Below are 25,666 nucleotides of genomic sequence, written 5' to 3'. Positions count from 1 at the left end.
ATGTCCCTCCATTCTATTCCGTCCGGGGCAGCACAATACGGATATCGGCTCCCCATTCCTCTCCGTTGGCAAAAGCAATCTCCCCCTCGCCCCCGTACAAGAGCTGCAGACGGTGCCGCGCATTCCAGATGCCCAGATGCTCATTGCTTCCGCTGCGCAAATCCTCCTGCAGCGCCAGCCTGTCCAGGATTTCATCCGGAAATCCTTGTCCGGTATCTTTGATATGGATGGCAAGCCTCTGCTGCTCCGGACCGGTCAGGGAGATGTCCAGCTCCAGATGGACCGGCTCATCCAGAGTCAGGGTATGCTTGATTGTATTCTCCACAAAGCTCTGAATGAGCAGCGGAGGCACAAGGCAGGGCAATAATTCATCCGCTATCTTGACCTCATAGGTCAGGCTCTCCCCGTAACGCATCTCCTGAATCCGCAGATAGCTGTAAATCTGCTCAATTTCTCCACGCAAAGGAACCTTCATCTTGTCCCCCTGATAGAGCATATAACGGAAATACTGAACCAGAGCCAGCGACATTTCCTGGATGACCGGAAAGTTCCGGATCTGCGCGGAGTTATAAATGATGTTCAGCGTGTTCATAAAAAAGTGGGGATTGATCTGCAGCTGCAGATGCATCAGCTCCGCGGTCTGCTTGCTGATTTTTTCCTCATACACATTAATCTTCAGCTCCTCGATTGTTCCAATCATCGTATTGAACATTTCATGCATCATCTCGAACTCTGCAGAGGAGGAAAATTGCTCGATCCGGGTGTCCCAGTGCCCGTGCTTGACCTGCTTCATTGCCTGCATAATCCGCTGCACAGGGCTGAGAATCATCCGCCGGAAGGAGAGCAGACTGAAAGGAATCAGTATCAGGGAGCCAATACAGATAGCGGCAATAATATTTTTAAAATAGGGCAGTCCCTCCAAAATGGCGTTCTCCGGAATCACAGCCGCCAGGCTGAACGCCCCCCGCTGCGATTGTGCCCTTGCTATCAAATATTTGCCGTCCGCTCCGGTCGGGGCATCCGACATCAGATTAATCCTGTGCCGGCTTATGAAATCCTGTTCGTTCATCGCGGAGTTATTCTTCGGGTCCATCAGAATGGACCTGCCGTCTGCCCCCAGCTGAATCAGCTTGAGCGGGACCATGATTTTGCGGACATTCACCCAGCCGAGCACCCGCACATTTCCTGCCGCCACACTATGAAACAGGAAATACTCGTCCCCGATCCTGCGGGGTTCCCACTGGCCAGTGGAATAGAGCCGGCCGGCGGCCTTCCCGCCCAGCCACTCCTGAATACCGGCAGCCAGATTCCGCCGGTACTCATAGGAGAGATTCATATTTTCGGTCATGATCATATCGTTGTTCACAGGAGAATAGATAATAAAGGAGTCAATGGAGGGATAGGAAGTGATGTCGTTTGCGATTTTATTGCGCAGGGCAATCTTGGCCATATTATATTCGTCAGGATTCAGAGCCTCAGGCTTGTCCAGCGGAAGCAGATCGGTATCCGTAGCGGCAAGCGCATATAGATATGAATCGACTTCATTCAGACTGGCATCGATTTGCCCCATGTACAGGCTCATCATATTGATATTAGACTGCATCACCTGATTATGGACAACGCCAATGGCATAAATGTTATTGCTGATCAACAGGCCGATTAAAGGAACGGTAATCAGCAGAATGCCTGATAATAATTTAAAGCGGATCGATTGGAAAAAGGCTCTGTCCAGTCCTCTCATGCCAGTACCCTCCTGCTGCCTATGATTAGAAATGAGTATAGACACTATCCGCAGGATTGGCAACCGGCAATTGTATTATTGCTTTATTTTGTTACTCCCCAAGCCTTGTCCCGGTTTCTGTCAGGAAGTTCCCCAGTGCCGACGCAAGATCCACATCCATCCGCTCCGCCAGAATAATAAGCCACCATACGCATTCTCCAAGCTTGTGTTCCAGTTCGGACAGGGTATCTCCCTGAGCCAGCCAGCGCCCTTGCTGCGACATCGTCAGCCGGCCTATAAGCCCGGCCCCCTCCTGGAAGGAATAAGTCCTGAGCCTGTGCGGGCAAGATTGCTGTCCCAGCTGGACGCGTTAAGAAACAGGCTCGGTTCAGGGATTACGGATGAGAACGTTTAGATAAAGGAGTGTAATTATGAGTGAAGCATTATTGCCAAAGGTTGTTTCAGGCTACATTCACGCGTCCAATGCACATGATGTGGAGGCCTACTTGAGCACATTCTCTGACAGCAGTCTGATTGCGGAAGGCAACGGGCAGATCGAAAAGCTGCGGGCTGATTTGGAAGACTGACCATGAAGACACTGCAAAATGATTTTGAGTTCGATAATGCGATAGGGAGGGCTGCGGGTGTTTGGGCCTTTGCTGATATGATCAGGTTATATTTCCGCTGTATTCACAACCCGGATATGGGCCAGGGTCGGAAAGCCGCGGAACTGCTTGAACACAATTTTCAAGCGGTCTGCGCGCGTTTGCGGCAGCCGGAGGATTTTTTTATAGCCGATAACCGTTCCCTCGGCCGCCTTGCTCCACTCCTGCCGGGTTTCGCTCCAAAGCTCGAACGCTTCTACCCGCTGGCCCTCCAAGATCTGTTCCTGCAGAATGACAGTATCGAGGGCAAGGGCTTCCGGGAATTCGATCTCGACCCATGGCGCCTTATCCTCCTCGTCAGGCTTCCAGCAGAGACCGTCTTCATCCTCCGCGAGCCGTGCTGCTGAATCTCCGGCGCTGGATGCGGTCACGGCAGCCGCCTGCATTAGCGAGGCATCCTCCAGTTGAGCAATTCTATGGCCCAGATCCACCAGCGCTTTCCGGTCCGCTTCGGCAATCACTCCCCTTGGATTCGGGGGGATATTGAGCAGAAAGGTTGCATTGCCTCCTACGGCGTTCAGGTAAATCTGAAACAGCTCACTGCCGCTTCGCACCTGCCCGTCTTCTTCCTTATGATAGAACCAGCCGGGACGGATGGAGGTGTTGACCTCCGCCGGGTACCATACCCACTCCCCGCCTTCATAAGCAGCCAAGGCAGCACGGCTTCCCAGATCCTCATCCATCGAATTCAGAGAACGCGAGAACCCGCCGTCATCCGCCTGCTGGGACTTCTCCGCAATTTTTTCCGCATTCTGGAGAAGCTTGGGAACAACGCTCCATTCTTCTTGCCGGGTATGCCCGGCTTCGTTGCCCACCCAGCGGATATCCGGGCCGCAGACACTGATCACACACCCCGGCTGAAGCCTGCGGATCGCAGCATAGTAACGGTCCCAGTCATAATACTGTTTTTTGCCGCCGGGGCCTTCACCGTTTGCGCCGTCCAGCCACACGCAGCCGATCCCGCCGTAATTCGTCAGCAGCTCGGTCAGCTGGTTCACATAGAAATCATCGTAGGCCTTGCCTTCACCATAGGTTTGCTCGGTGCGGTCCCATGGAGAAAGGTATACGCCAAATACCATCCCCTGCTCCCGGCATGCCTCCGACACCTCCTTGACCAGATCCCCTTGGCCGCCCCGCCACGGCGAATGGGCCACCGTATGCGCGGAATACCGGCTCGGCCAGAGACAAAAGCCGTCATGGTGCTTGCAGGTCAGGATGACCGCCTTCATTCCTGCATTTTTCAGCACCTCGACCCATTCTGCGGCATCCAGTTCCTCCGGGTTGAACCGGCTGATATCCCCATGCCCTGCGCCCCACTCCACGCCCAGCATCGTATTGATGCCGAAATGAATAAACCCGTAAAACTCCAGCTTCTGCCACTGCAGCTGTCTGCCGGAAGGCCTCACATTAAAAATTTCTGCCTGGTTCATCTGAACGTTCCTCCTTGCCGGATTTCTCTCCACAAAATGCCGCCCGCTTCAAGCTGCACCGACGAGGTGTTGCCCTCTCCGTCGCAGACGATGGTGAATTGCGGCTCATGCGAATTGTTGACGATGGCATATGTGCCGTTCTCAGGATAGGCGTGAACCTCGCAAGCCGGATTCTCCGCATACCATTTCTGCAAATCCGCTTCCTTGCCGGCGGCATAATACAGGCTTCTCATCAGCAGTCTGCTGTTCTGCGGGGTATAAGGCAGGCCCGCGATGTATACCGTCCGGCCTTCGCCCGCCTGATTGGCGGCCAAATGGATTTCATCATTGGAATACTCCAGAATGCTCACCTGGTCATGCAGCGCATACACGTTCTTCATGCTCTCGCCAAAGTTGAATTCCGTAATGCCGTCCGTGATAAAATGCCCTTCGGTCAGCTTGCTGAAATACTTGTCCGTGGACAGGCTGAAGCCCAGCTCCTTGTCCACCCCGAAGCAATCGGCCAATTGAAAGAACCGTCCGTGATGCGGCACGGCTGAAGGCTCACCCACCCCGATCAAACCGCCGCCGCCATAGACCCACTCCCGGAGCAGCTCGATCAGGCGGGCGTTCTTCCAGATCTCGCCGCCGGAGAACGCCGTGCGGGCATCGCCCGCATTAATGATCACATCAATCGAAGGATCGATTCCCCTGCCCAGAACATCCCCGAAGCTGATAAACTGCACATCGACGCTCATTCCGCTCAGCGATTCGAGGATTCCATAATAGGAGTAAGCCCGCTTGGAATACAGGCTGTGCGCTACCGTGAACGCCTGCCAGGTCCGCAGGGCTCCCCAGCAGTTCAGCACGGCTACTTTTAAGCCTGAATAGGGCCTGGTCTTAAGGATATGCCCATGAATATCCCTGAACTCATCCGTGATTTTTCCACGTAATCCACAAAGGACGGGAATTGATAAGCCAGGCTCAGATAGCCGCCATAGCCCATCCGGTCAATCGGCTTGCGGAGAATCGCCCGGCGCGCGGTGATCCAATTGTTTCTGGCTTCCACGGCCGGATCATTCCCATCATAGAATACATCCGGGAAAAAGTAGGGCAGAAACCGCCCTTCGGTATATTTTACATGGGGAATATCGGAAATCATCCTGAGGGTTGTGCCATCTCCCACACTGCCGACAACGGCATCCAGGCCGGCGGATTCGAAATAAGGGCCGTAAGGCTCCACGCCGATCCATTGGTCTCCCAGGAACATAATCGCCTCTTTGCCGCTCTGGTGCACGAGATCCACCAGCCTTTTCGTCTCGACTGAAACAAAGGCAGAGACAAAATCCACGTATTCCAAATAAGAATTGGCCGGCACCCTGAAGGAGGAATTGTAATAGCCCTGGTCCACAAAATCCTCTGCGGTCAAGGCATAGCCCTTCGTCTTGCGGAAATCCTCAATCATCGCCACGGAGACGCTTGCCCCATAGCCGAACCAGTCCACAAATTTCTCTTTGCCATACTGGTTGAACACCAGGCTGAACTGATAGAAGAACGTAGTGAACCGGACCACATCCACCTCCGGATTATCCTGAAGCCACTGCTTCATCGTATCATAGATAAAAGCGTTGGAGTGAGGCTGTTTCACATCAAACGGAATCTCATGCGGCTTGTCGCCCCAGCTGTTGGTGATGTGATTGTACATCTGGACCGGGTCCCATTTGATATAGGCCAGAAAAGAGACGGTATATTCATGCCACGGTGCAGCTTGCAGAATGACTACCCTGTTGTCCTGCTCCCGAACCTGCCAGTTCTCCACCGGCACAAGCTCCCCGGAGGTTCTGTCGAAGACCTGCCAATACCGTTTGGGATCATGGATATAATCCACATCCAGCTGTTCCCTGTAATAGGCTTGAAGCAAATCTATCACAAGCTCATCCGCCCGCGCCAGCGTGAAATCCGACAGCAGGTAGATTTGCGGACACTCCTCCATATGCTGTTCGATGAACTCATTATGGCCCCGGGTCGGAAAATAGGCGGTGTAGATTTTGGCATCCAGCGACTTGATTTCAGCATCCAGCTTGGTTCCGTCGCTGTCCCGGACCGCATCCGCACCCCAGCGCTGCATCATTTCTTTGGTTTCTTGCACAAACCCTTCTTCACTTGGCAGGGTTACTCTTCCTCTGGGCTTGTTCATCCGTGTCTCTCCTTGTTATAAATGACTTATGGTAATGGAAAAAGGCTGCGCCGTGACTGCGGGGAATGTTTGGACTTCCGGCCGCTGTTATGAATGGATTCTTTGGGCTGGATGTATTCGCATCTGTTTCCCCGAATTGGATTCTTGAATTGAAACCGATCTTCACGGTAGAAATCCAAACCTTGTCTATGCGTCCGATGCCGACTTTTCTGCGGTGCTAGTGGCAATTAGTACCACTAATCTGCTGAAATCGGCGTTTCTGCGAGGTTTAGTGGGATTTTGTATACTTAATTTAACAAAAAACACCCCATTCAGCTCAAATTGTACGGATTAAGTATACTTTTTCCCACTAGAGAACGGTTGTCAGCCCAAGATCACTGTTTAGTTTTACTTTTTCCACTCCGCTCTGGAGCTTAGCGGCGTGGAGTCTGGAGCCGCCCCCCATTTGCGGCAGGTAAGCTGCAGCTCAGGCAGGCGCAGACAGCATGATGCGTATATGAGCACTCCAGCACTCCAGCACTCCACACCCCAGCACTCCACACCCCAGCACTCCACACCCCAGCACTCCACACCCCAGCACTCCACACTCCCAGCACTCCACACTCCAGCACTCCACACTCCCAGCACTCCACACTCCCAGCACTCCACACTCCAGCACTCCACACTCCCAGCACTCCACACTCCCAGCACTCCACACTCCAGCACTCCGGCTCGCACAGCGCATTAAGGAGCTGTTATCGCATCATAATTGCCTTGCTCCAGCCTCACATCGCTCGCGCGGTATTGCTGCTCCAGGTAGTCTGCAAATTTCAGGCTGAGCGCTTCGGCCTTTAATTGGCTTTCCACTTCCTCTAGGGGTACCGCGTAGTTCCCGGTTTTATCCGCCAGCTTGACGATGGAATAGCTGCCGCCCATGTCCAATACGGAGGACCAGCGGCCTGGTTCGAGCTGCAGGGCGGTTTGTATAATCACCGCCTCCGAGGATAACGGGTTGATCTGGCTGTCCGCCACCGCCGTGTTCTTAAGCAAGCGGAGGCCCGTATGACTCAGAGCGGCCTGCTCGGACGCTGCTCCCTGATTCAGCTGCCCAAGGGCAGCTTGAATGGCCTGCAATGCGCCGCCGGTGTCCGCTTCCCCTGCGTAGGGAATGGACAGCTCCTCAATGTGCAGACGGGTGCGGTTCTGATAATCCGCGGCATGGGCCTGATAGATCTGCTGAATATCTTCCCCGGTTGGCTTAAGTTCCGCTGTGCCCAGCAGCTCTTCCAGTTTAAGCTTCAGATTGCCCAGTGTATAGAAATAGAACTGGCTCTGGTCGTATTGCCCCAATCCGTATACAGCCTTGTTATTGCTTATATCCTGCTCACGCTGCCTGTTGTTCTGCTCCCAAGCCTTCATTAATTGCCCAAAAGCCGCCGGATAGTCCAGCCCCTTCTCCAGCGCAAGAACCTGCAGCAATTTGCCTTTGGCCGCTTCTTCGGCGGCGCGGCTTTTCAGCCTGTCGATGGGCCGTTCGCCGCCAAATTCAGCGGTCCAGTAGCCTTCCTTGTCCTCGGCGTTGTACTGAACATTGAAATCGTTGGTGACCGCCCCCTTTTCCTTGTCCATATACAATTGAAATTCCTGCCGGGTCACAGGCTCCCCGTTCACATACAGAATGATTGTGCCTGATCCGGAGTCCGCCGCTTCGGCGGACTCCGGATTCGAAGCAGGCAGATTCACGAAGCCTATATGCATCAATCCTGCAAGAACGGCACAACCCAAACCCCAAATGAAGGCTCTGCGCCGGATGTTCCTTTTCATGAATACTCCCCTTTCCGTTTCCTCCCGCCGCTTCCCGGGAATCCCGGGAATTCATTCCCTGCTTCAGGCAGAGCTTATCCCTTGACCCCGCCCAGCATCATGCCTGCGGTCAGCTTCTTCTGCAGCAGCACATAGACCAGAATGGTAGGCGCCAGCACGATCACCAGGCCGGCGAACAAGGAGCCCCAGTCAGTGGCATATTGCTGAATCTGCATCAGATTGGACAAGCCCACCGGAATGGTTTTCCTGGCATCGTCACTGATGAAGGTCATGGCCATGACATATTCGTTCCAGAAGTCAAAAAAGCTGAATACGATCAAGGTGATAATTCCGGGCCGGGCCATCGGCACAATAATGCGGAACATGGTGCTGAAATAGCCGCAGCCGTCAATCATTGCCGCTTCCTCATAGTCATGAGGGATGGATTTCATAAAGCTGGTCAACAGAAAGATCGAAAACGGAAGACTTCCCGTCGCATACACGGCACTTAGCCAAAAGCGGTTGTCCAGCATATGCAGACTGTTCATCAGGATAAACAGCGGCACTATAACGTACACGCCTCCGATAAACAGGCCGGCAATATAAAAATTATTGAAAAACTGCCGTCCGCGGAATTGCATTCTTCCCAGCACATAGGCCGAAGGCACGGCAGAGATCAGCAATATGGCCATGGACAGAACAACAACCAGCACGGAATTCAGCATGTAATCCCCGATCCGGGCACTGGTAAAGGCATGCACATAGTTGACCCATTCAATGCCTCCCGGCAGCTTCCAGGGATTATCCATAATTTCAGCATTGGTTTTAAAAGATGCCATCACGTTCCACAGCAGCGGATAGACCACCGCGACGGTCTGGACAATGAGCAGGAGACGGAGAAGGGCGGTGCCGATAAGAGCGCCATAGTTTTTTGGGGGTTTAACAGTCTGCGAAGCAGCCATAGTCAGTGTGCTCCCCTTTCCGTCAGCCTGTTGCTGACCAGCGCCAGAACCATGGATATGATGAAAATAAACACGCCGATCGCCATCGCATAGCCAAAGTTCGAATTCGCGAAGGCCTGGGAATACAGGTATGTCATGACGACCTCGGAATGGTGGTCCGGTCCGCCCGCAGTCATTACCGATACAATGACAAAGCTGATGCTGAGCACACCGTTAATGCTGAAAATGATCGTCACCCGGATAATCTCCCAGAGCATCGGGATCGTGATATGGAAAAACTGCTGAATCCGCGTGGCACCGTCAAGCTCTGCCGCTTCGTACAGATCGGGCGGGATGCCGTCAATTCCAGCCATGTAGATAACCATGTAATAGCCTGCCGCCTGCCAGATCAATGTAACGGCCAGCGCCCACAGCACAACGCGCTGGTCTCCAAGCCAGGGCAGCGCCCATTTGCCGAGACCGGCCGTCTCCAGGCCGGAATTCAGAAAGCCCATGGTCGGATGATAAATAAAGGACCACAGAATGGCAATAACTAAGAATGATAAAATACTCGGGAAGAAAAAGACCGTGCGGTACAGGTTGCGCTCCTTCAGCTTGGATTTCGTCAGAATGGAGGCATTCACCAAGGCAATCAGCAAGGTGATTACGGGTACGGCAAGCATCAGCAGCCCGGTGTTCTTGAGGGACAGCAGGAAGGTATCGTCCTGAAACATATCCGCATAGTTCTTCATTCCGATGAACTTCGGCTTATCGCTGAGCCCGGTCCATAAATAAAATGATTTGTGAAAAATCTGCACTGTCGGGTATACCTTGAACAATAAAAACAGAGCCAGCCCCGGCAGCAGGCATAAAGCAATAAACAGGCTTCTCCTAGTCTTCATTGTCATCATGTGATGCACCCTGACGCTGCTTCAGCGCTGAACAATCTCTTTGCTCGAGTCATGTGATGTTGCAGCCCCTTTCTTCTGGATGCTCTTATTATAGTTTTGAACGCCATTCCTCCATATGAACAAAAGGGAGGATGTTCATGGAGGATTTTAAGCGGTATTTGCACGCTTTCTGACTACCCGTGTCAGCTCTAAGGCACATCTTAAAATTGTACAGGTTTGCCCTGCAAGGAAGGGGCAGCCTGAGGTCCGTCCATGACGCACCTTAGGCTGCCTCTGAATAAAGTTAGTTGTAGAGTCCGATTTCCGCCAGCTGCATGTGCGGTTCTCCGTTGTTAGCAGATATATTTAAGCGATAGTAAGTATAAGCGGCGGCATTGCTGAACGTATACGTCTTCTTCAGGAAGCGGCTTGCAAAAGCTTCGTTGATTCTCGTATCCAGCGTCGTCCAGCTTGTGCCGTTATTTGAGCCCTGCAAGGTCCAGCTCTTCGGGTCCCGGCCCGGTACATCATTGGCTGAAGTAATGGAATAGGAGGTTACCGTCTGTGTGACTCCGGCGGCAAATTGATATTGAATCCACCCGGAGTTCGTGGTAATCAGCCACTTGGTGGAAGGGTTGGCATCAAACGCCTTCTCCTTCTCCTCCCCGGAAGGGCTGCTGGTTGAGCTTGCTGTAACCGTTCCTCCCACGGTTACGGACACCGGCTCTGCCGGTCCGCCTGTCACTGCCGATTCGAACGCGCCGATATCAGGCGCGGAACCGTTGTACAGGGTATTGCCGTAGAAATCCTTGGTGCCAATCTGCGGCACATACAGACCTGCATTGATAAGCGGAGAAGTATCCTGCAGCTTATACCCGTTCCAGACTGTAGCCCCGCTTGTGTAGCCGTTGGAGCCGGCGGACGGCGCCTGGCCCGGATTGACCATTTGCGGCGGCGTAATGACCTTGGCGGCATCATTCGGCTCCCCGGCGGCGTGGCCTCCATTCGCGACATAGAAGGCATTGTTTCTGAAGACTGCCGTTCCGTAAGCGCCAGGACTGCTTGGCCAGAAGCTGGAGGACGGCCTGTTCTTATCATAAAAAACATTGTTGTAGAAATAGTAAGGGACACTCTTGAAATAAGTTGAAGCCAGATTGGCATTGGAGCTGGTGAATCTGGTCACTGCCCCGTCATAAATAAATACATTGTTCAGAAAATATGTGGCTGAAGTGTCGACATCGAACCAGCCGAATTTGATCAGATAAGCCGCATTGTCATCGCTGATGTTGTATCGGGCAATATTATTACTGCTTCTGCCCAGGTACGACATCCAGCCCATCGGATTATTGTGCGTGTAATTGAACTGGTAGACAATATCCGCATTCGGGGAGTCAAAATCAAAAGCCGTCCCGTCTCCGTTATTCGCCCCGGTCGTTGTCGGCCCTCCGTACACCTCATTGTTCTGGAAGACCACATTGCGGGATTTCCACGGATAGATCCCGGCACTCTCCGCGTTGTAGCGGCGGGACCAGCCGTCGACGACGTTGTATTCAACGACCGCATCCTTGGCATCGCAGATGTCAATGGCCCCCTGGCCGATATTGCGCATATAGTTGTGGCCGATATAAATATTGGTCTGCCACAGATTATACGTGTCCACCTCATCCTGAAAAGCCGACGGCGTAGTGTAATTAAAGTTGGCAATCGCCAGCAAATCGACCTTTTCAATCGTGTTGTTTTCGAGCTATTCCCTCTACCGCAAGCTTTCCGTCCATTTAGGTTTACTAATTCCACTCCACTTCATTTTATTCACCTTCCCCTGCCTCCGCGATCTCGGTCAGCCCCAAATTTGGCGCTTCCTCCTGCAAAAATTAGAACCCGCAGGTTCAGCACGGCTACCGCGCATCCCAACTTATCCCCAGCTTTATACACACCTTATCCACAGCAAAGGAAATTCAGAATTCCCTAAACAAACAATAAATAAAAAAAACAGTATACAACCTAGATATATCCTAGATGCATACTGTTTTATTCCAAGGTTTCTCTGCTGACCTGCAGCCGGGTTATTCCAGGTCACTGCCGTTGGAGGCGATGACTTTCTTATACCAGTAGAAGCTTTTTTTCTTCATCCGGGCAAGTGTTCCGTTCCCCTCATCGTCCTGATCCACGTAAATCACGCCATAGCGCTTGGACATTTCAGAGGTAGAGGCGCTGATGATGTCAATGGCTCCCCAGCTGGTATAGCCCATGACCTCAACGCCGTCCGCGACCGCTTCCCGCACCTGGGTAATATGCTTTCTTAAATAATCAATCCGGTAATCATCGATAATGGAGCCGTCCTCTTCCACCTTGTCTTTGGCTCCAAGACCATTCTCCACGACGAACAGCGGAAGCCGGTAGCGGTCATACAGCTCCTTCAGCACAATGCGCAGGCCAACCGGGTCCAGCTGCCAGCCCCACTCGGTAATCTCCAGATTCGGATTCTTCACCGTGCTGAACAAATTGCCGCCGGTTACGCCGTATTGCTCCGGGTTGACCGTGGAGATCAGGGAGGTGTAGTAGCTGAAGGAGATAAAGTCCACGGTATGTTCACGCAGCAGCTCCGCGTCCCCGGGCTCGGTGGCGAGCTGAATGTTATTTTCCGCAAAATACCGCTTCATGAACGGAGGATAGCTTCCTCTCGCCTGAACATCCGTATGCATCAGGTTGAGCTGGTTATCGATCTGGGCCTGCAGCACATCCTCGGGACTGCTGGTCGCCGGATAATGAATCATTCTTGCCAGCATGCAGCCGATCCGGAATCCGGGATTAATCTTCCGGGCGTTGCGGGTCGCCAGACTGCTGGCCACAAATTGATGATGCAGCGCCTGGTAGGACGCCTCGCGGATATTCTCAACCGTGTCCTCCACCACGCCGCCCCCGGTGAACGGCTCGATGACGGTGGTGTTGATCTCATTGAAGGTCAGCCAGTATTTCACCTTGTCCCGATATCTTGTCATTACCGTTTTGGCATACTTCTCATAGAAAGAGATGACCTTCCGGTTCTTCCAGCCGCCGTATTTGAGCACCAGGGACATCGGCATTTCGTAGTGGGAGAGCGTCACCAGCGGCTCAATGTTAAATTTGCGCATTTCGTCGAACATCGCGTCATAGAATTGCAGCCCTTTTTCATTCGGCTCGGCATCATCGCCATTGGGAAAAATACGCGCCCAGTTGATCGACATCCGGAACACCTTAAAGCCCAGCTCGCCAAACAACGCAATGTCCTCCTTGAACCGGTGATAAAAATCGATGCCATAGCGTTTCGGATAACCTTCGGCCGAATTATGCCGCATGGCGCGTTCGATGGAACCGCTGGTGACATGCATCAGCTCTTTGAGATTGGTGTAGTCCTTTTTCTTGAAATAGGGCACCATATCGGCTGTCGACAACCCTTTGCCGTCTGCGTCAAAAGCTCCCTCCGCCTGATTCGCGGCAATGGCGCCGCCCCACAGGAAGCCTTCCGGAAATCCTTGCTGCATAGTTATTGTTCTCCTCTCCTAAATAGCTCCGCCTTCAGCACCGGCTGGCCTATTTCTACTTCACCCAGCTTGAGCGGCAGGATTTGCCCATAGTCCGCGGTATTGGTAACAACCATCGCGGTCGTAATGTCATAGTTCAGGGCAATCTGCTCGAGATCAAAGGTAAGCAGCTTATCGCCCGCCTCCACCTGGTCCCCGGTCTGCACATGGGCTTCAAAAAACTGCCCGCGCAGCTTCACCGTATTGATGCCGACATGAATCAGCAGTTCCATTCCGGCGGCACTGCGGATTACCATCGCATGCTTCGTCTTAAACACATTCATCACGGTGCCGCTGATTGGCGACAGAAGCTCGCCGATCGATGGCACAAAGGCAATCCCCTTGCCCATCAGCTCATCCCCGAAGGTAGGATCGTTGACTTCCTTCAGCGGAATAGCCTTCCCGGTCATTGGGGAATACGCCGTATCATCGGCTGTTGCCGACGCCGCTTCCACCCCAGCCTCTGCGGAAGCCGGGGCAGCCGGATTCTTGTCTGCCGGCTTAACCGTGATACTGCCGGAGATTTGCGCCGCATCATCCGCCTCTTCCTTGAAACCCAGCATTACAGTGACAATAGCTGCGATGACAAAGGCAATTGCCATACCGCCGAAGGCGTACCAGAAGGTCTGCCCAACCAGGCCCGGCAGCCCGGGAATTCCGCCGTTGCCGGCCAGCGCATAAGCCTTGGCACCGAACGCCAGGGCGAAGCCCCCGCCCGCCGCGCTCCCGATCATTGCCGCGATGAACGGCTTCTTGTATTTCATATTCACACCGTACATCGCCGGCTCGGTTACGCCCATTAAGGCGGTAAAGCTCGTGGACAAGGCCACGGATTTCAGCTTCTTATCCTTTGCCCGGAAGAACACGCCCAGCGTCGCACCTGCCTGTCCCATATTGGAGATATAGGTCAGCGGGAGAAACTTGTCAAAGCCAAGCGTAGCCAGGTTGCTGATAATGACCGGAACCAGCGCATAGTGCATCCCCGTCATAATAATCAGGGCCATGGCTCCGCCAAGCACGATCCCGGAGAACAGTCCGCCCTCGGTGAGCAGCCAGTTGATGCCGCCGGACAACCCGTCACCGATGAAGGTTCCCAGCGGCCCGATGGCAATCAGCGTTACCGGAACCATTATCAGGAGCGAAATGAGCGGAACCAGAAGCAGCTTCAAGGATGGCGTCACGAAGCGGTCCACGGTCTTCTCCACGTAGGAGAGCAGCCAGATCGCCAGCAATATCGGGATCACGGAGGACGCGTAGGAAACGGCGGTAACAGGTATGCTCAGAAAGGATACCGCTTCACCGCTCGACAGCAATGCGCCCATATCCGGGTACATCAGCGCCGCGCCGACGCCGACCGCAATATACGGATTGCTGCCGAATTTCCGTGCTGCACTGAAGGCAATCAGCATCGGCAGGAAGTAGAATACGCCATCCCCGATGGCGGAGAGGATACGGTACGTATCCGTTCCGGCAGACAGCCATTCCAGCGTTACGAACAAAGCAAGCAGCCCTTTGAGGATACCGGCGGCGGTAATGGCCGGCAGCATGGGGGCAAATACGCCTGCAATCGTTTCGAAAATTTTCAGAATGACGTTTTGCTTCTTGTCCCCTTCCTTTTTGTTCCCGTCGGCCGTCTGCTTCAGGGCCGGGAATTCCTTCACCATCTCATCGTAGACCTTGGGAACGTCGTTTCCGATAATCACCTGGAACTGTTCTCCGGAAATATTGGTGCCCATGACCATATCCAGTTTTTTGAGTGCGGCCTGGTCGGCCTTGGTGTTGTCCTTGAGCTCGAAACGCAAACGCGTTACACAGTGGTAGACTGAATTGACATTGGAGACTCCGCCCACAGATTCGACGATTCTTTGGGCTGTTTCCCGGTGCTTCATTGTATTTCCCTCCTAATATTGGTAACCAAAAAACCCGAATGAACACAGGGTGTCCGCGCATTAACGCGTCCCGCCGTGCTTCATCCGGGTTCTGCCTGATCGAACAGTAACAAGCCCCTTGGTTATTTGGTTTTCATCAGCCGTTCCAGATGCAGGGTCAGATACAGCTGCTCGGAATGCGTCATGGCATACTGGTAATTCTTTTGGATAAACGTTTCAATCTTGCGGATGCATTTGAAGGTTTCGGGATAATTTTTCCGGACAACCTTATACAGGTATTCCTCCGCATCATCGTGGCTGGAATGGGTAATAACCCGCTGGCAGAAATATTTGAGGTGTGTAATGAACCTGAAATAATTGACGCTGTCCTCATCCAGATCCACGCCAAAATGATATTTGATGATATTCATAATCTCCTGCAGCAGCTGCATCAGATGGGTCACATCGTTCATGGAATCATTGACCTCGGCATTGATGAAATGGAGGGCAATATTGCAGATTTCATCCTTGGGAAAATCAACCCCGAGCCGTTCCCGCAGGATGGTCAGCGCTTCCTTGGCCACATCATATTCAGCTTTGTAGAAATGCTGGACCTCCCAGGACAGCGGGTTGCGGACAATCTGCTCCCGCTCCATCCGCTGCAGCGCAAAATGAATATGGTCCGACAGCGATACATAAATCCCGTCACTGATTTGCTTGTTCAGCTGCGTGCGCGCCAGACTGACAATATCGTCGGTCACCTGCAGAATCTCAATCGGCATCTCCGTGACAACCGCCTTGAAGCGCTCATAAATAGAGGAATCCTGAAGGCGGAACACCTTCTCAATCCGCGCTTCGTCGATAGGGTCGCCCGCACGGAACTGGAAGCCGATACCCCGGCCGAGGATAAGCAGCTCCTGGTTCTTCTCATCGAGTGTGCTGACGATGTTATTGTTGAAGATTTGTTTGATAATCACATTAAACCCACCCGTTTTTTTGAGGAATAAAAAAGGGCAAAACTACAGTGGCGATGAACAGATCATTTCCACTGTGGTTTTGCCCGCATTACCGGTAACAAGCCTCGGAAACAATTTAACACAAGCTGAAAACGGTGTCAACCGTTAGATCGCAATCCGCCCCGCAAAGGATTTCCGGACGGGCGGTCTCGATGAGCTGCGGCAGCATCTCAGGCTTAACCCGCACAGGCAGCATTATCTTATGCCCGCCTTCATCCGCCCGTACCCTGCCCGGGTTTTGGCGCCGATGCCTTCCTGCGCGAGCGCCTGGAGCAGAATATCTGCTGCGATTCCCAGCCACTCGTTGTCTGCATCCGCATTCGCTTCGGAGGTCAGCATGACCTGAAACGCTGCGGAAACGGCGATGAAGGGAATGGGCACAGGATCGTCGTCGTCACGTGGCGCATATGCCGGGTCCAGCTGCCCCATTTGATGATAGCGCTGGTGATGCGGAGTCAGGACATCCAGCCTGAAGGCTTGGCCGGCCGAATCCGGCGTTGCCCAGGCGTCATGATAGGTGATGCAGCCCGCCTGCTGCCCAGAGCCGAACAACAGCCTGTACGCCGAACCTCCCTCGCGGAAATCCGGATCCTCGCCGCCCAAATAACGGTGGCAATAATGCGCTGCGGCTCCTTTGAGCGCTGTTCCCGGAAGATAGGGCATGCCATAAACCGGATGAAGGGTCAGATGGGTTTCCAGGACGGAGAAGACGCCATGGCCTATAACCAGCGGAGAGACACTTTTGACTGTACACTGCTCCGCCGCCAGCAAGGGGCCGATGCTGTAATATTGTTTAAATATATGGCTATACCACGCACGATGCTGCTCCTCTTTCCAGGAGTTCCGGTACTCCCTGATTACTTTTTCCAAAAATCCGCTTCTGTCCGGGCTGCTGTCAGCTTCTCCCTCAAGAGGAACAGCGCTTTTGATCACTGCGAGCAGAGCCGGGGTCTTGCCGGCACCCTCCAGCTTGGTCAAGCCGAGATAGGCATTCACTGGCCTTCCTCCTTCAGAAATCCCCGTGTTCATGGGTTTGTTCAATCCGGAGTACGGCCTCCGCATAGCGTTTGAACCACACACAAGCCTTCAGCGCCCGTCCGGTCAACTCCCTGTAATCCGCCATCGATTCCGGTATCCCCGTGTTCCAGTCCGGGACTTCAAGCGCCAGGCCCAAATCCCGCAGAAAAATCTCATAGATTTTTTCTTTCGCCGCTTTGCTCCGAAAATACGCAACCGTCAGCCTCAGCCCGTTCACCAGCACCATGGAAGGAAAAATATGGCATAACCGCCCATACTCCTCCGCTTTGGGGCGGGCGCCCGCCTTCTCCACACAGCTTAAGGCAGCGGCGGCATAGCTATGAGCCACAGATTTCATCTTGCTCCCCCTTCCGTGAAGCGCAGGCGGATTCGCCCCTTGCCCACAGTCGCATTCCCGCCGATTTGCAGCATGGCTTCACCGGATAAGGCCGCAAGCAGCTTCTGCTCGGTTAACCCGTTCACCGGACCATGGATTTTGTCGCACCAGACTACTCCATACAGCAGAGACTCCGCCGGAAGATATTCTTCATACCAGAGCGCTCCGTCCTGAACGGTCCCGCTGTCCGGGGTGATGCGGATACGGGGAACAATCTCACTGCAGGCAGTCACGAAATATTGAAAAGCCTCGTCGGTCACAAGCACCATTCTCTCGGTCAGCATCCGGCGGGACAGCCCGTCTAGGAACATTGCCGCAGCCAGCCAATCCGCCCACCGGGCAAAATGTGTATCCTCGGCGACCCTGCAGGTAAACTCATCGATATACAGCTTCATTCCGGGAGCAATAACCTGCGAGCTGCCTGCCACAGCTTGGCTGTCTTCGGCCAATCGGCTCTCCAGTGCGGCAAAATCAAGCTCGGGACTCCCGATACCGGCCGCGCTTAGATCCCGCCGCAGCCTTTTCAGCACCAGCGGACAGGTGACATAGGCAAACGTGCCATAACGGCTGGCTACGGGAAAAGCCAGAATCCGGCCATCCGACAGCACCAGGGCTCCGGCATTGCCTGGCTCCCCCCGGCTGCCGGACGCCTTGCCGAAGGCGGCATTCAGCCATTCCTGGTTGTAGTCTCTGCCCTGAAGCCGGAAATATTCCCGGTGAACGCCCTTCATGCTTGATCCCGGCAGCAGCGGCCACTGTGTCGCTTTCTCGCGGATCATCGGCATATCCACAATGCCCGTGCCTTGCCCGGCTCCAATATGGACCGGCGAGAGGCATTGCACAAAATACAGCTTGCTGTTGCTCTCCACTCACGCTTTCCCCCTCACCATTGCTGCGGAGACCAAGTCCCCCAAAGCACCAACCCATAGCCATCCTCTTTGTCAAAAGCGCCTTTCCGCCGGTTTTTATCGGACACGGAGGCCAGCCATTTCTCTTGCACCAGCCGGAGCGGTTCCCCGCTGGTCACCTCGAAGAAGTACACACTGCCTGCGGGAACCAGCCGCCGGACAGCCTTCGGCTGATTCCACCTGTAGCTCCAGCCCGAAACCGGCTGCCAGTGCGGAATACAGGCCCAGCGCAGCTTCAGCCGGGCATTTGCGTCAAAGGCGCCGCTTGATTCCAGCTGTCCATTGAGCCAGCCGGGCAGCCACCCCTTGGAGAAGTAAGCCGGAGTGGCCAGCACCATACGGAGATATTGCGGATTGCCGGCTGCACTCTCCAGAACGGCTTCAGGACACTCCCAGCCTCCCTTTTCCTCTGCCTCTGTGAAGTAAGCAAGCCCGCGTCTGCCTCCCAGTGTGTGAATGGACGACATCTTCTCCGGCAAGACAGGCGGATCACCAGCATTAAGCTCGATGTCTGCCAGAAGAGTCATCTCCGGGGGAAGCACCAGCGCTTCTGTTGCAAACCTCTCCCGGGCTCCGGCAGCACTGCTGTCCTCACGGACGGTCGTATGCATCCGGCTCTCCTTGTCAAAAGGAGCGATAAATGCTTCATACCCACTCAGGCCCCGCGGCCCCGGCAAGGCGGCTGGGCGGCTGCACCAGCCGCCCAGCTCTCCGGCAGCGGCAGACTGGTCCGGACCTCCGCATAACCAACGGATCATCCATTCCGCAGACACGAGTGCGGGTACCCGGGGGCAAGGCTTCAGCCTGGACGGAACCTGCACAGGCCATAAAGTGTCACCATGCTCCCCATATCTGCCCGTTCCGAGACAGCCCTGCTCCGCTGAAGGAACGCCGGGCCGCCGGATCGATACCTTCACTGCTCCAGCCTTTTGGCATACATCCATATCATGCGGCAGCGGGTAGTACTCGGCATCTCCCAGCCGGTACAGCGGTCCCCGCACAGGGGATTTGACCAGCTCCAGCGTCTCGGAGGACGCAAATACGTCCTGGTTCGAGCTTGAAGCGGACATATATTTGCCCAGCATGCTCCGCAGGGAGCCGGCCAGCACACCGGGAGTGATATCATTCATGCTGTGCGCTTCCGCGCCGGAGCTGCCGCCAAAGGGTTTGCCGTCACGGATCATAATGGGGTCAAGCGGTTGAATCTGAAAGGTTCGCCTCATCCCTGTCCCCCGCTCCCTCCAATGTTATTGCCAGGGAACATAGCTCCGCAAGCGTGTTCAGCCTGTCCAGCGCCTCCAAAGAGCCGGCGGCCTGTGTCAGGATTCCGAAAATAATATGCAGCCACTCCGCATCGCCCTGAACAGTTCCCCTCGCTGCCGGATGCATCCTGCGTTCCAATTGACGAATCTCCTTATACAGCAAATGTCCGATATTATTCTGTTCCCTCCAGGCAGGAAGAGCCTTGTATAAGTCCGCATACACATCATGAAGCTCTCTTAGCCCGCGGACATAAGAAGAAACGGGCCGCCCTTCGCGGCACAGGCGCTGCAAGGCCTTCAGACATTCAACAGGCTGCCCGTGCCCGGAAAAGGATAAACCAATCATCCTCCCCTCGCCGCCGCTTCGCCCGGAATTATGGAGCGCAAGTCCATCCCCCTGCCGCTTCGCCCGTTCTTCTGCCAGTCTGACGCGCCGCAAGGCTTCTGCCAGCGGTTCCCGGATATGGGCGATGGCCATTCCGGCAGACAAGGTTGGCCGTGATTGTCTGTCCGGCACGGCCTTCTCCATTGCAGCAGTGAAGGCCTGACGGATGTCCAGGACCGCCTCGAGGCAACGCTGCACCGGAACAATAGCCATGAACGCGTCCCCGCCGCTGTAGATCATCTGTCCTCCATGAGCCTGCTCTGCAATAGCCTCCGTGTCCAGAGCCAGCAGGGCCAGCCGGCGCATGAACGCCTGATGCTGCTCCGGCGAATCCAGGGAGCCCGGGGGAACTCCGGGCTGATCCATGCTTCCCGTAAGCAGGGCATAATACGGCGACGGCTGTTGCCGGATTGTCTTATACAGCTGTGCCAGCTGCCGCTTCATGAGGCCGGCTATTTCCTGCTGCCGATCCGCAGGCAGCAACGGGCCGGACAGCTCTGCAACAGCTTCATCGACCAGTTCATTGTAAAAGAACCGCGAATCGCACAGAGCCTTGGCGGGCTCCGGTTCACGCAATGCCATCCGCCCTTCGCCCAGAGTGCGGACAGCCTCAGCATACCGCGCGGCCTCGTCCCGCCTCCATTCATTGCCGGCTTCCCGAAGCTTCTCCCGGAAAGCGTGAAACGCCACATCACAGCATGTCCTGAGGCTTCTTGGCTCCCCCATGAACCTTGAGAGCCGCTTGGTCAGCGAGACCGCATCCAGATGCTCTCCCTTCGCAATCCCAAGCTTGGCATAGCCGGCAAAGGCGTTCGCATAGAGCACCGACTCCCGGCCGGCATACAGGCTGGACTTCGTATCCCCGAACAGCTTGGCCGGCTCATTCGCCCGGAAATCCCGCAGCGTTTGCCTTGAAGCCAGCAGCTGCTCTGTCCGACCCAGCGCCTCCGCGTACCCTTGCCCATTTTGAAACAGGGTCCATGCCGCGAATACTTCGATAAAGTCCTTCACCTGTCTTTCCCACATTTCCGGGCTGATGCAGCCGGCCAGCTCCGCCTTGGCCTGCCCTGCATACTTCAGCCACTGCAGAACAACGGCCCGGCGCACCTTCAGCGCTGCCTCCCGGGGGTCGGCCGCCGTTATTACTCCAACAATGTGATGTCCCCTGTGCAGCATAGCCGGTTGTTCCGCGGCTGCTCCCCCGGCCAGATAGGGAGCAGCCAGCTTGGCATTATACTCCTGGCACAGGCAGCGGGCCGCTGTTCTGCCCAGCTCCGACAACAGGAAGGAGCCGAACCACAGATCCCGGGCTGTGCGCGCTTGGGCAATGAAATCCTCCACCGGACCGACGGCGATGATCATGATCCACTGTTTTTCCATTTGCGCACTCCTTCCGAGGACAAAAAAGCTTCAACCGCCGAGCGTGTGGTTTCCCTGGAACAACCGGAGTCCAATGAGTGCTTGCTCATCGGATGGTCCTTATAGCTTAAGGCGGGGTAGACTACCTCTGACGAAAGCATCAGCCCCTTAAGCCTGCTTGCCAAAGCCTCATTGGCCGCTCCGCTCAGGCGCAGCTTCAAGCCTTGGATCGGCGGCTGATTCAGAATGGCAATGAGGCCATACCCTTCTTCCTTGCTGACCGCAAGCACCTTCAGGAGCAGCGGGGAAGCCAGCCGGCTCCCGGAGGCAGGCACGATTTCGGTGTCGCCGGGCTCTTGGTGGGTCCACGCCGCTTCACGTGAGGATTTGAAGCGGAAACCGATCGGCATTCCTAATTGGGCTCTGGGAAAAGCCTGTCCGGTCCGCCGCTCAACCGTCAGGGACTGCGCATGGCTGCGCTCCGCCATGCCGGTGATATTGCGCAGCGAATCCGCCTCCGGCCACCCGCTTCTCCGCCGGTTATTCGGCTTAAACGAGCGGAAGCTTTTGTACGCGCTGATGGTCTCATTCCAGGCTTTGAATCTTTCACTTGGAGCTGTCTGCACCTGCAGGGTCCGGCACAGCGTAGGCCATTCTTTATATTCCCCCAGCGGCAAAAGCTTCAGCCCATACTCCTGCTGGCATCTCAAGAACCAATCCTCTATGGCAGTGCCGGAGGCCGCCGGCGAGAAGTCACTGGAATACAGGCTCCCGCATCCCCTGCGGGTCCGGCTGCCAATTCCGCCAAAATTAATCCAGGCCCAGAGTGCGGGCTTCAGCTCCTTCAGCAGCTCCTCCGGAGTCAGCAGGCTTGCCCGTGCGGATTCATTGCGGATTCTCCACGCCTCAATACGCAGGTTCAAACGGAAGGTGCAGCCGGTCAAATAGATCCAGGGTATATTTTTGGCGCTGCGCACCTTTACAGCTTGTCTTGAAGCGAGACTTGATTTCAACGGAAAGGCCACATAGGCGGGAAAGCGGTCCTTTACAGGCATCACATGGGAGCCGGTGACACTTCTTACCTGATCCACCCATATCTTCACCGGGCTTGGAAACAGCCTGCTGCCAAAAATTCTTGATTCCTGCCTGTGCAGCTCCTCGGCATCCGGGCAGGCCGCCCCCCGGGTAGCCCGCCACCAAAACCGCAGATGCCCGCGAATCGCCGTGCTTCGGACCGGCAGCTCCTTATCCACAATGCCCGGGCTGTGGCTGCCGCCAAACATTGAAGTGATGATTGAAATTTCATGCGAAAAAACATGCCTCTTTTCCATGGCCTTCATCCTGCTCCGAATCTCGGACCGCTTGCCCCCGGAGCCGCTTTTTTCATTCGACATTGCTCACCTCGGTGGAGGAATTTTAGTGTTCTGTAATGATATAGATGAAGAAGTGGAAACGGCTTCGTCGTCCTTATAAGGACGGTATCCGTTTCAGCGCGAAAGATAAGGCTAATTGATAGCGTGAAACATATAAATTCTTGAACATAACGGCTACGCCGTCCTTCATCGGGCAGCGCAGCTGTCAGGGTTTCAGGTGTAAGGCCGGCTGCGGTTCCCCGGCTCTCCGGTTCCCCCGGCCGGCTGAAGCTCTTCCTCCCCGATCCCTCCAGACCTTCCTGTTAAGACCCGGCGGCTAAGCCCAAGTGGAAAAAGGAAACTTAATCCTTACTTTCCCTTTTTCGCCAGCGATAGCGGGAAAAAGGCCCCCTAACCGATCCGTTTCGCCCCCTTACGGGGAATACGCCTACATTAAGATGAACTTGAAGCAAATTCATAAAAAGGGCAGCCATTTTAGTGGTAAAAAGGAACACTAAGGCAGCGCATTCGTATCCTGGATCATCCCTAGTGGGAAAAAGTACAACTAAGGCAGCGCATTCGGATTCCGGATCATCCCCAGTGGGAAAAAGTACAACTAATCCGGCTGAAATCAGCCATTTGGAGGGAGTGGGCCTCTATTAAGTGTACAAATTCCCACTAAAGCCCGTTGAAGCCAGAATTCCAGCCCATTAGTGTTACTTTTTCCACTTCGCTTCCGTTCCCTATGAACCTCCTTGCGTTCCATCAGCGTTTTCAGGTTCGCCGGTTCCATTCCTATACATTCAATTACCTTTTTACTAAAATTACCTTTTTGGCTCAAAACCAAAATCAGCGGTTGACGATGTGAACGAAGTCCGCTGCGGTTAAGAGGGTTCTTCCGGCCGCTGTTATAGCCCGGTTTCCTGATTGGAATAAGATTACAGGTCCTTCATCGGGCAGCGCAGCTGTTATGGATTTCAGGTTCAGGCGGCCTGCTGAAACCCGGTGTGAAGCCCAAGCGGAAAAAGTGAACTTAATCATCCCCACATTCCCTTTTTCGCTTGCGTTAGTGGGAAAAAGGATACCTAAATCATCCGAGTTCTCCCCCTTTCAGGGGAATACACTTAAAATAAGTTACCTTTTTCCCGCTATTCCCTCTACCGCAAGCTATTCAGTCCATTTAGGTTCACTAATTCCGTTACTACTTAGGTACCCATATAGTGCATTTTGTACCAATTGGGATTTGAAGCACTACATGTAGATGTTTATCTGGTCGTGTTGCCTGAAACATAGGTGCAAACTCAAATTTAAGTAGATAAAAAACACAACATAAAGTATTTAAGCAGCCTTTAAAATCAAAATGCTGTACCTGAGTAGTTACCTAATTCCACTTCGCTTCATTTTTTTTCATCTGCAATAAAAGTAATTCATAATTCCTAAACCAGAAATCTGCAGCAGCATGGGCAGCTGATAGACCATTTTAACTTTTCAGGTTCAAATACTATAGCGGATAACTTGCGCTTTCCGGGACTTCGCTCTTGCAATTTACACTCCCGCATGGGGAGCGGTTACGGGATATGGCTGTACAGGGCTGTCAGGGCCGTGTCAATCTACGCTTCTGCAGGAGAAGCGGCGCTTGAATAATAATGCTGCTTGTTCAGGCTTGGCTGCTTCAATTCACGCGCCCCGCGGGGCGCGTCTGCTCCTTGATTGCAGGACCGGGCAGCGGCGGTTGCCGCGCTTATTCTGCAATCAGCTCGGTAACCTCCCTTCTCATGCTCAGCGGAGTATCCTCCGTCGGCTGGCCGATGCGGATCAGGAACTGGATGGTTTCACCCCCCGGAGCGTACTCTTGATGAATCCGGGCATAAGGCCCATTCATCTCAGGATATTCCTCCAGCACCTGGCTCAGCGGCTGCATGACCAGGCCCTGCTCATGTCCGGCCAGGATAAGGCGGCTGTACAGCATGCCTGCCTTTACCTGGCTTGTGCGGCTGTTGTCGCCGCTGAGGATCAGGGCATACGCCGGAGAATGGTCGGCTGCCGTCTGGGCGGCCTGGACAGCCAGCTTGGTGGAAGCCGCCTCATTATTGAAGGATGGGATAATCGTAATCATGCCTTGCAGCAGATGCTTCATTATGCCTGTGGTGCCTTGGCCTTCAAACGAAAATCCGTACCGGTATTTGTTCTTCTGGTATTCATTCGAACGGAAGATCTCTGCCGATTCGTCATTCATGCGGGCAAGCCCGGTTTCAATATCCGTTCCCTCGACACCGTATTCTCCCAGCTTCCGGATGTCCGCCGGACTTTCCAGAAAGGTTAACGCCAGCTCCCCGTCCGCATTGGTCTGCTCCAGACGCTGCCGCTGCTGTGCGGTCAGCGGATCGGATTTATAGGCCATCCGGTTGGTATCCGGCAAAAACATATAGTCAAACAGCGGATTTGGCGCTGCCTCCGCCTGCACCAGCGTAATTTCCGCTACGGGCTTCTGGTCCATGCTCTCGCTCAGGTTCTGCTCATCGTATTCCCCGTCCGGGAAAAGCTTGATCTGCGCCTGATACCCCAGCTGTTCACCGGCAACCCGCACGTATTCCAGAAAGGTGCCTTGCGATACCAGGGTTTGCCTGGCGAGCGGGTCGGATTCCAGCGCGAGACGCGCACTGTCCGTGTACAAGTAGAAGGAGAGCGGGTTCTGCTGGTCCAGACGGATCTTCCATGGCTGCATGTTGTGCCCGTTGGCGGCAAGTAAGCCGTAAGCCGCCAGCTGCACCCTCGGGTCTTCGAATTGACCGGCATAATCCCGTTTCCAGGGGTCCAGATACCTGGCTTTCTTGAATACGCCGCTCGCCGTGAATATTGCTCCGGCGAGCAGGACGAGCAGAACAACAACCGATATTAGTACAATCATTGATATTTTGGCAGGCTTGCTCATAGCCAT

Annotated in this window: 18 protein-coding genes and 1 pseudogene; 1 reads left to right on the top strand and 18 read right to left on the bottom strand. The window is 54.4% G+C overall.

Annotated elements, in window-relative coordinates:
- Positions 1-13 precede the first annotated feature (13 nt).
- Together HYD27_RS14235 and HYD27_RS14230 are read right to left on the bottom strand one after the other, a co-directional pair.
- Complete coding sequence (locus HYD27_RS14235) at positions 14-1,741, bottom strand: sensor histidine kinase (protein ID WP_219216155.1); 1,728 nt, start codon at positions 1,739-1,741, stop codon at positions 14-16.
- Between the two features lie 91 nt (positions 1,742-1,832).
- Entirely contained in the window at positions 1,833-2,003 is a 171-nt protein-coding gene (locus tag HYD27_RS14230) for a nucleoside triphosphate pyrophosphohydrolase family protein (protein ID WP_219216153.1), read from the bottom strand.
- A 148-nt stretch (positions 2,004-2,151) separates the two neighbouring features.
- Here HYD27_RS14230 and HYD27_RS14225 point away from each other — a divergent pair, with 148 nt between their 5' ends.
- Positions 2,152-2,307 carry a hypothetical protein gene (locus HYD27_RS14225; protein ID WP_219216151.1) on the top strand — a complete coding sequence of 52 codons (156 nt, stop codon included), beginning with the start codon at positions 2,152-2,154 and terminating at the stop codon, positions 2,305-2,307.
- Positions 2,308-2,393: 86 nt separating this feature from the next.
- On the opposite strand, the gene HYD27_RS14220 is transcribed toward HYD27_RS14225, so the two are convergent.
- The 16 genes and pseudogenes from HYD27_RS14220 to HYD27_RS14145 all read right to left on the bottom strand — a co-directional run bounded on the left by HYD27_RS14220 (position 2,394) and on the right by HYD27_RS14145 (position 25,660).
- Complete coding sequence (locus HYD27_RS14220; protein ID WP_219216149.1) at positions 2,394-3,815, bottom strand: alpha-L-fucosidase; 1,422 nt, start codon at positions 3,813-3,815, stop codon at positions 2,394-2,396.
- A pseudogene (gene gnpA / locus HYD27_RS32685) lies at positions 3,812-5,991 on the bottom strand (1,3-beta-galactosyl-N-acetylhexosamine phosphorylase). The gene HYD27_RS14220 and the pseudogene gnpA overlap by 4 nt, the downstream one beginning before the upstream one ends.
- Positions 5,992-6,714: 723 nt before the next feature.
- Entirely contained in the window at positions 6,715-7,794 is a 1,080-nt protein-coding gene (locus tag HYD27_RS14210; protein WP_219216147.1) for a peptidyl-prolyl cis-trans isomerase, read from the bottom strand.
- 74 nt (positions 7,795-7,868) lie between these two features.
- Positions 7,869-8,735, bottom strand: a complete 867-nt coding sequence (locus HYD27_RS14205; RefSeq protein ID WP_219216145.1) for a carbohydrate ABC transporter permease — start codon at positions 8,733-8,735, stop codon at positions 7,869-7,871.
- A 2-nt stretch (positions 8,736-8,737) separates the two neighbouring features.
- Entirely contained in the window at positions 8,738-9,625 is an 888-nt protein-coding gene (locus HYD27_RS14200; protein ID WP_228745131.1) for a carbohydrate ABC transporter permease, read from the bottom strand.
- 283 nt (positions 9,626-9,908) lie between these two features.
- The gene (locus tag HYD27_RS14195) at positions 9,909-11,318 is read right to left on the bottom strand and encodes a discoidin domain-containing protein (protein WP_228745130.1); all 1,410 of its coding nucleotides are present in this window, start codon (positions 11,316-11,318) and stop codon (positions 9,909-9,911) included.
- Between the two features lie 349 nt (positions 11,319-11,667).
- On the bottom strand, positions 11,668-13,125 hold the full coding sequence (ascB, locus tag HYD27_RS14190; RefSeq protein WP_219216143.1) for a 6-phospho-beta-glucosidase: 1,458 nt from the start codon (positions 13,123-13,125) through the stop codon (positions 11,668-11,670).
- 2 nt (positions 13,126-13,127) lie between these two features.
- Complete coding sequence (locus HYD27_RS14185; RefSeq protein WP_219216141.1) at positions 13,128-15,053, bottom strand: beta-glucoside-specific PTS transporter subunit IIABC; 1,926 nt, start codon at positions 15,051-15,053, stop codon at positions 13,128-13,130.
- Positions 15,054-15,175: 122 nt separating this feature from the next.
- On the bottom strand, positions 15,176-16,009 hold the full coding sequence (licT, locus tag HYD27_RS14180) for a BglG family transcription antiterminator LicT (RefSeq protein WP_219216139.1): 834 nt from the start codon (positions 16,007-16,009) through the stop codon (positions 15,176-15,178).
- A 234-nt stretch (positions 16,010-16,243) separates the two neighbouring features.
- Complete coding sequence (gene cmr6, locus HYD27_RS14175) at positions 16,244-17,044, bottom strand: type III-B CRISPR module RAMP protein Cmr6 (protein WP_219216138.1); 801 nt, start codon at positions 17,042-17,044, stop codon at positions 16,244-16,246.
- Between the two features lie 13 nt (positions 17,045-17,057).
- Positions 17,058-17,423 carry a type III-B CRISPR module-associated protein Cmr5 gene (gene cmr5, locus HYD27_RS14170; RefSeq protein WP_219216136.1) on the bottom strand — a complete coding sequence of 122 codons (366 nt, stop codon included), beginning with the start codon at positions 17,421-17,423 and terminating at the stop codon, positions 17,058-17,060.
- Positions 17,420-18,331, bottom strand: coding sequence for a type III-B CRISPR module RAMP protein Cmr4 (cmr4, locus tag HYD27_RS14165; RefSeq protein WP_219216133.1), 912 nt, complete (start codon positions 18,329-18,331; stop codon positions 17,420-17,422). Before cmr4 ends, cmr5 begins: the two co-directional genes overlap by 4 nt.
- Before the next feature lie 14 nt (positions 18,332-18,345).
- Complete coding sequence (locus tag HYD27_RS14160; protein ID WP_219216132.1) at positions 18,346-19,593, bottom strand: type III-B CRISPR module-associated Cmr3 family protein; 1,248 nt, start codon at positions 19,591-19,593, stop codon at positions 18,346-18,348.
- Entirely contained in the window at positions 19,562-21,397 is a 1,836-nt protein-coding gene (cas10, locus tag HYD27_RS14155) for a type III-B CRISPR-associated protein Cas10/Cmr2 (RefSeq protein ID WP_219216130.1), read from the bottom strand. Before cas10 ends, HYD27_RS14160 begins: the two co-directional genes overlap by 32 nt.
- Complete coding sequence (gene cmr1, locus HYD27_RS14150) at positions 21,376-22,707, bottom strand: type III-B CRISPR module RAMP protein Cmr1 (protein ID WP_219216128.1); 1,332 nt, start codon at positions 22,705-22,707, stop codon at positions 21,376-21,378. Before cmr1 ends, cas10 begins: the two co-directional genes overlap by 22 nt.
- Before the next feature lie 1,762 nt (positions 22,708-24,469).
- Positions 24,470-25,660 carry an Acg family FMN-binding oxidoreductase gene (locus HYD27_RS14145; protein WP_219216126.1) on the bottom strand — a complete coding sequence of 397 codons (1,191 nt, stop codon included), beginning with the start codon at positions 25,658-25,660 and terminating at the stop codon, positions 24,470-24,472.
- Between the last annotated feature and the right edge of the window lie 6 nt (positions 25,661-25,666).

Source organism: Paenibacillus sp. S150, assembly GCF_019352175.1.
GTDB lineage: Bacteria > Bacillota > Bacilli > Paenibacillales > Paenibacillaceae > Paenibacillus_AQ.
Note: the sequence above shows the minus strand (reverse complement) of the source record. Positions and strands in the feature narration are given on the sequence as shown.

Excerpts from the sequence above, each read along its gene's own strand:
- HYD27_RS14235 (WP_219216155.1), bottom strand. The coding sequence starts at position 1,741 with ATGAGAGGACTGGACAGAGCCTTTTTCCAATCGATCCGCTTTAAATTA.
- HYD27_RS14230 (WP_219216153.1), bottom strand. The coding sequence starts at position 2,003 with ATGTCGCAGCAAGGGCGCTGGCTGGCTCAGGGAGATACCCTGTCCGAA.
- HYD27_RS14225 (WP_219216151.1), top strand. The coding sequence starts at position 2,152 with ATGAGTGAAGCATTATTGCCAAAGGTTGTTTCAGGCTACATTCACGCG.
- HYD27_RS14220 (WP_219216149.1), bottom strand. The coding sequence starts at position 3,815 with ATGAACCAGGCAGAAATTTTTAATGTGAGGCCTTCCGGCAGACAGCTG.
- HYD27_RS14210 (WP_219216147.1), bottom strand. The coding sequence starts at position 7,794 with ATGAAAAGGAACATCCGGCGCAGAGCCTTCATTTGGGGTTTGGGTTGT.
- HYD27_RS14205 (WP_219216145.1), bottom strand. The coding sequence starts at position 8,735 with ATGGCTGCTTCGCAGACTGTTAAACCCCCAAAAAACTATGGCGCTCTT.
- HYD27_RS14200 (WP_228745131.1), bottom strand. The coding sequence starts at position 9,625 with ATGATGACAATGAAGACTAGGAGAAGCCTGTTTATTGCTTTATGCCTG.
- ascB (WP_219216143.1), bottom strand. The coding sequence starts at position 13,125 with ATGCAGCAAGGATTTCCGGAAGGCTTCCTGTGGGGCGGCGCCATTGCC.
- HYD27_RS14185 (WP_219216141.1), bottom strand. The coding sequence starts at position 15,053 with ATGAAGCACCGGGAAACAGCCCAAAGAATCGTCGAATCTGTGGGCGGA.
- cmr5 (WP_219216136.1), bottom strand. The coding sequence starts at position 17,423 with ATGAAATCTGTGGCTCATAGCTATGCCGCCGCTGCCTTAAGCTGTGTG.
- HYD27_RS14160 (WP_219216132.1), bottom strand. The coding sequence starts at position 19,593 with ATGAGGCGAACCTTTCAGATTCAACCGCTTGACCCCATTATGATCCGT.
- cas10 (WP_219216130.1), bottom strand. The coding sequence starts at position 21,397 with ATGGAAAAACAGTGGATCATGATCATCGCCGTCGGTCCGGTGGAGGAT.
- cmr1 (WP_219216128.1), bottom strand. The coding sequence starts at position 22,707 with ATGGAAAAGAGGCATGTTTTTTCGCATGAAATTTCAATCATCACTTCA.
- HYD27_RS14145 (WP_219216126.1), bottom strand. The coding sequence starts at position 25,660 with ATGAGCAAGCCTGCCAAAATATCAATGATTGTACTAATATCGGTTGTT.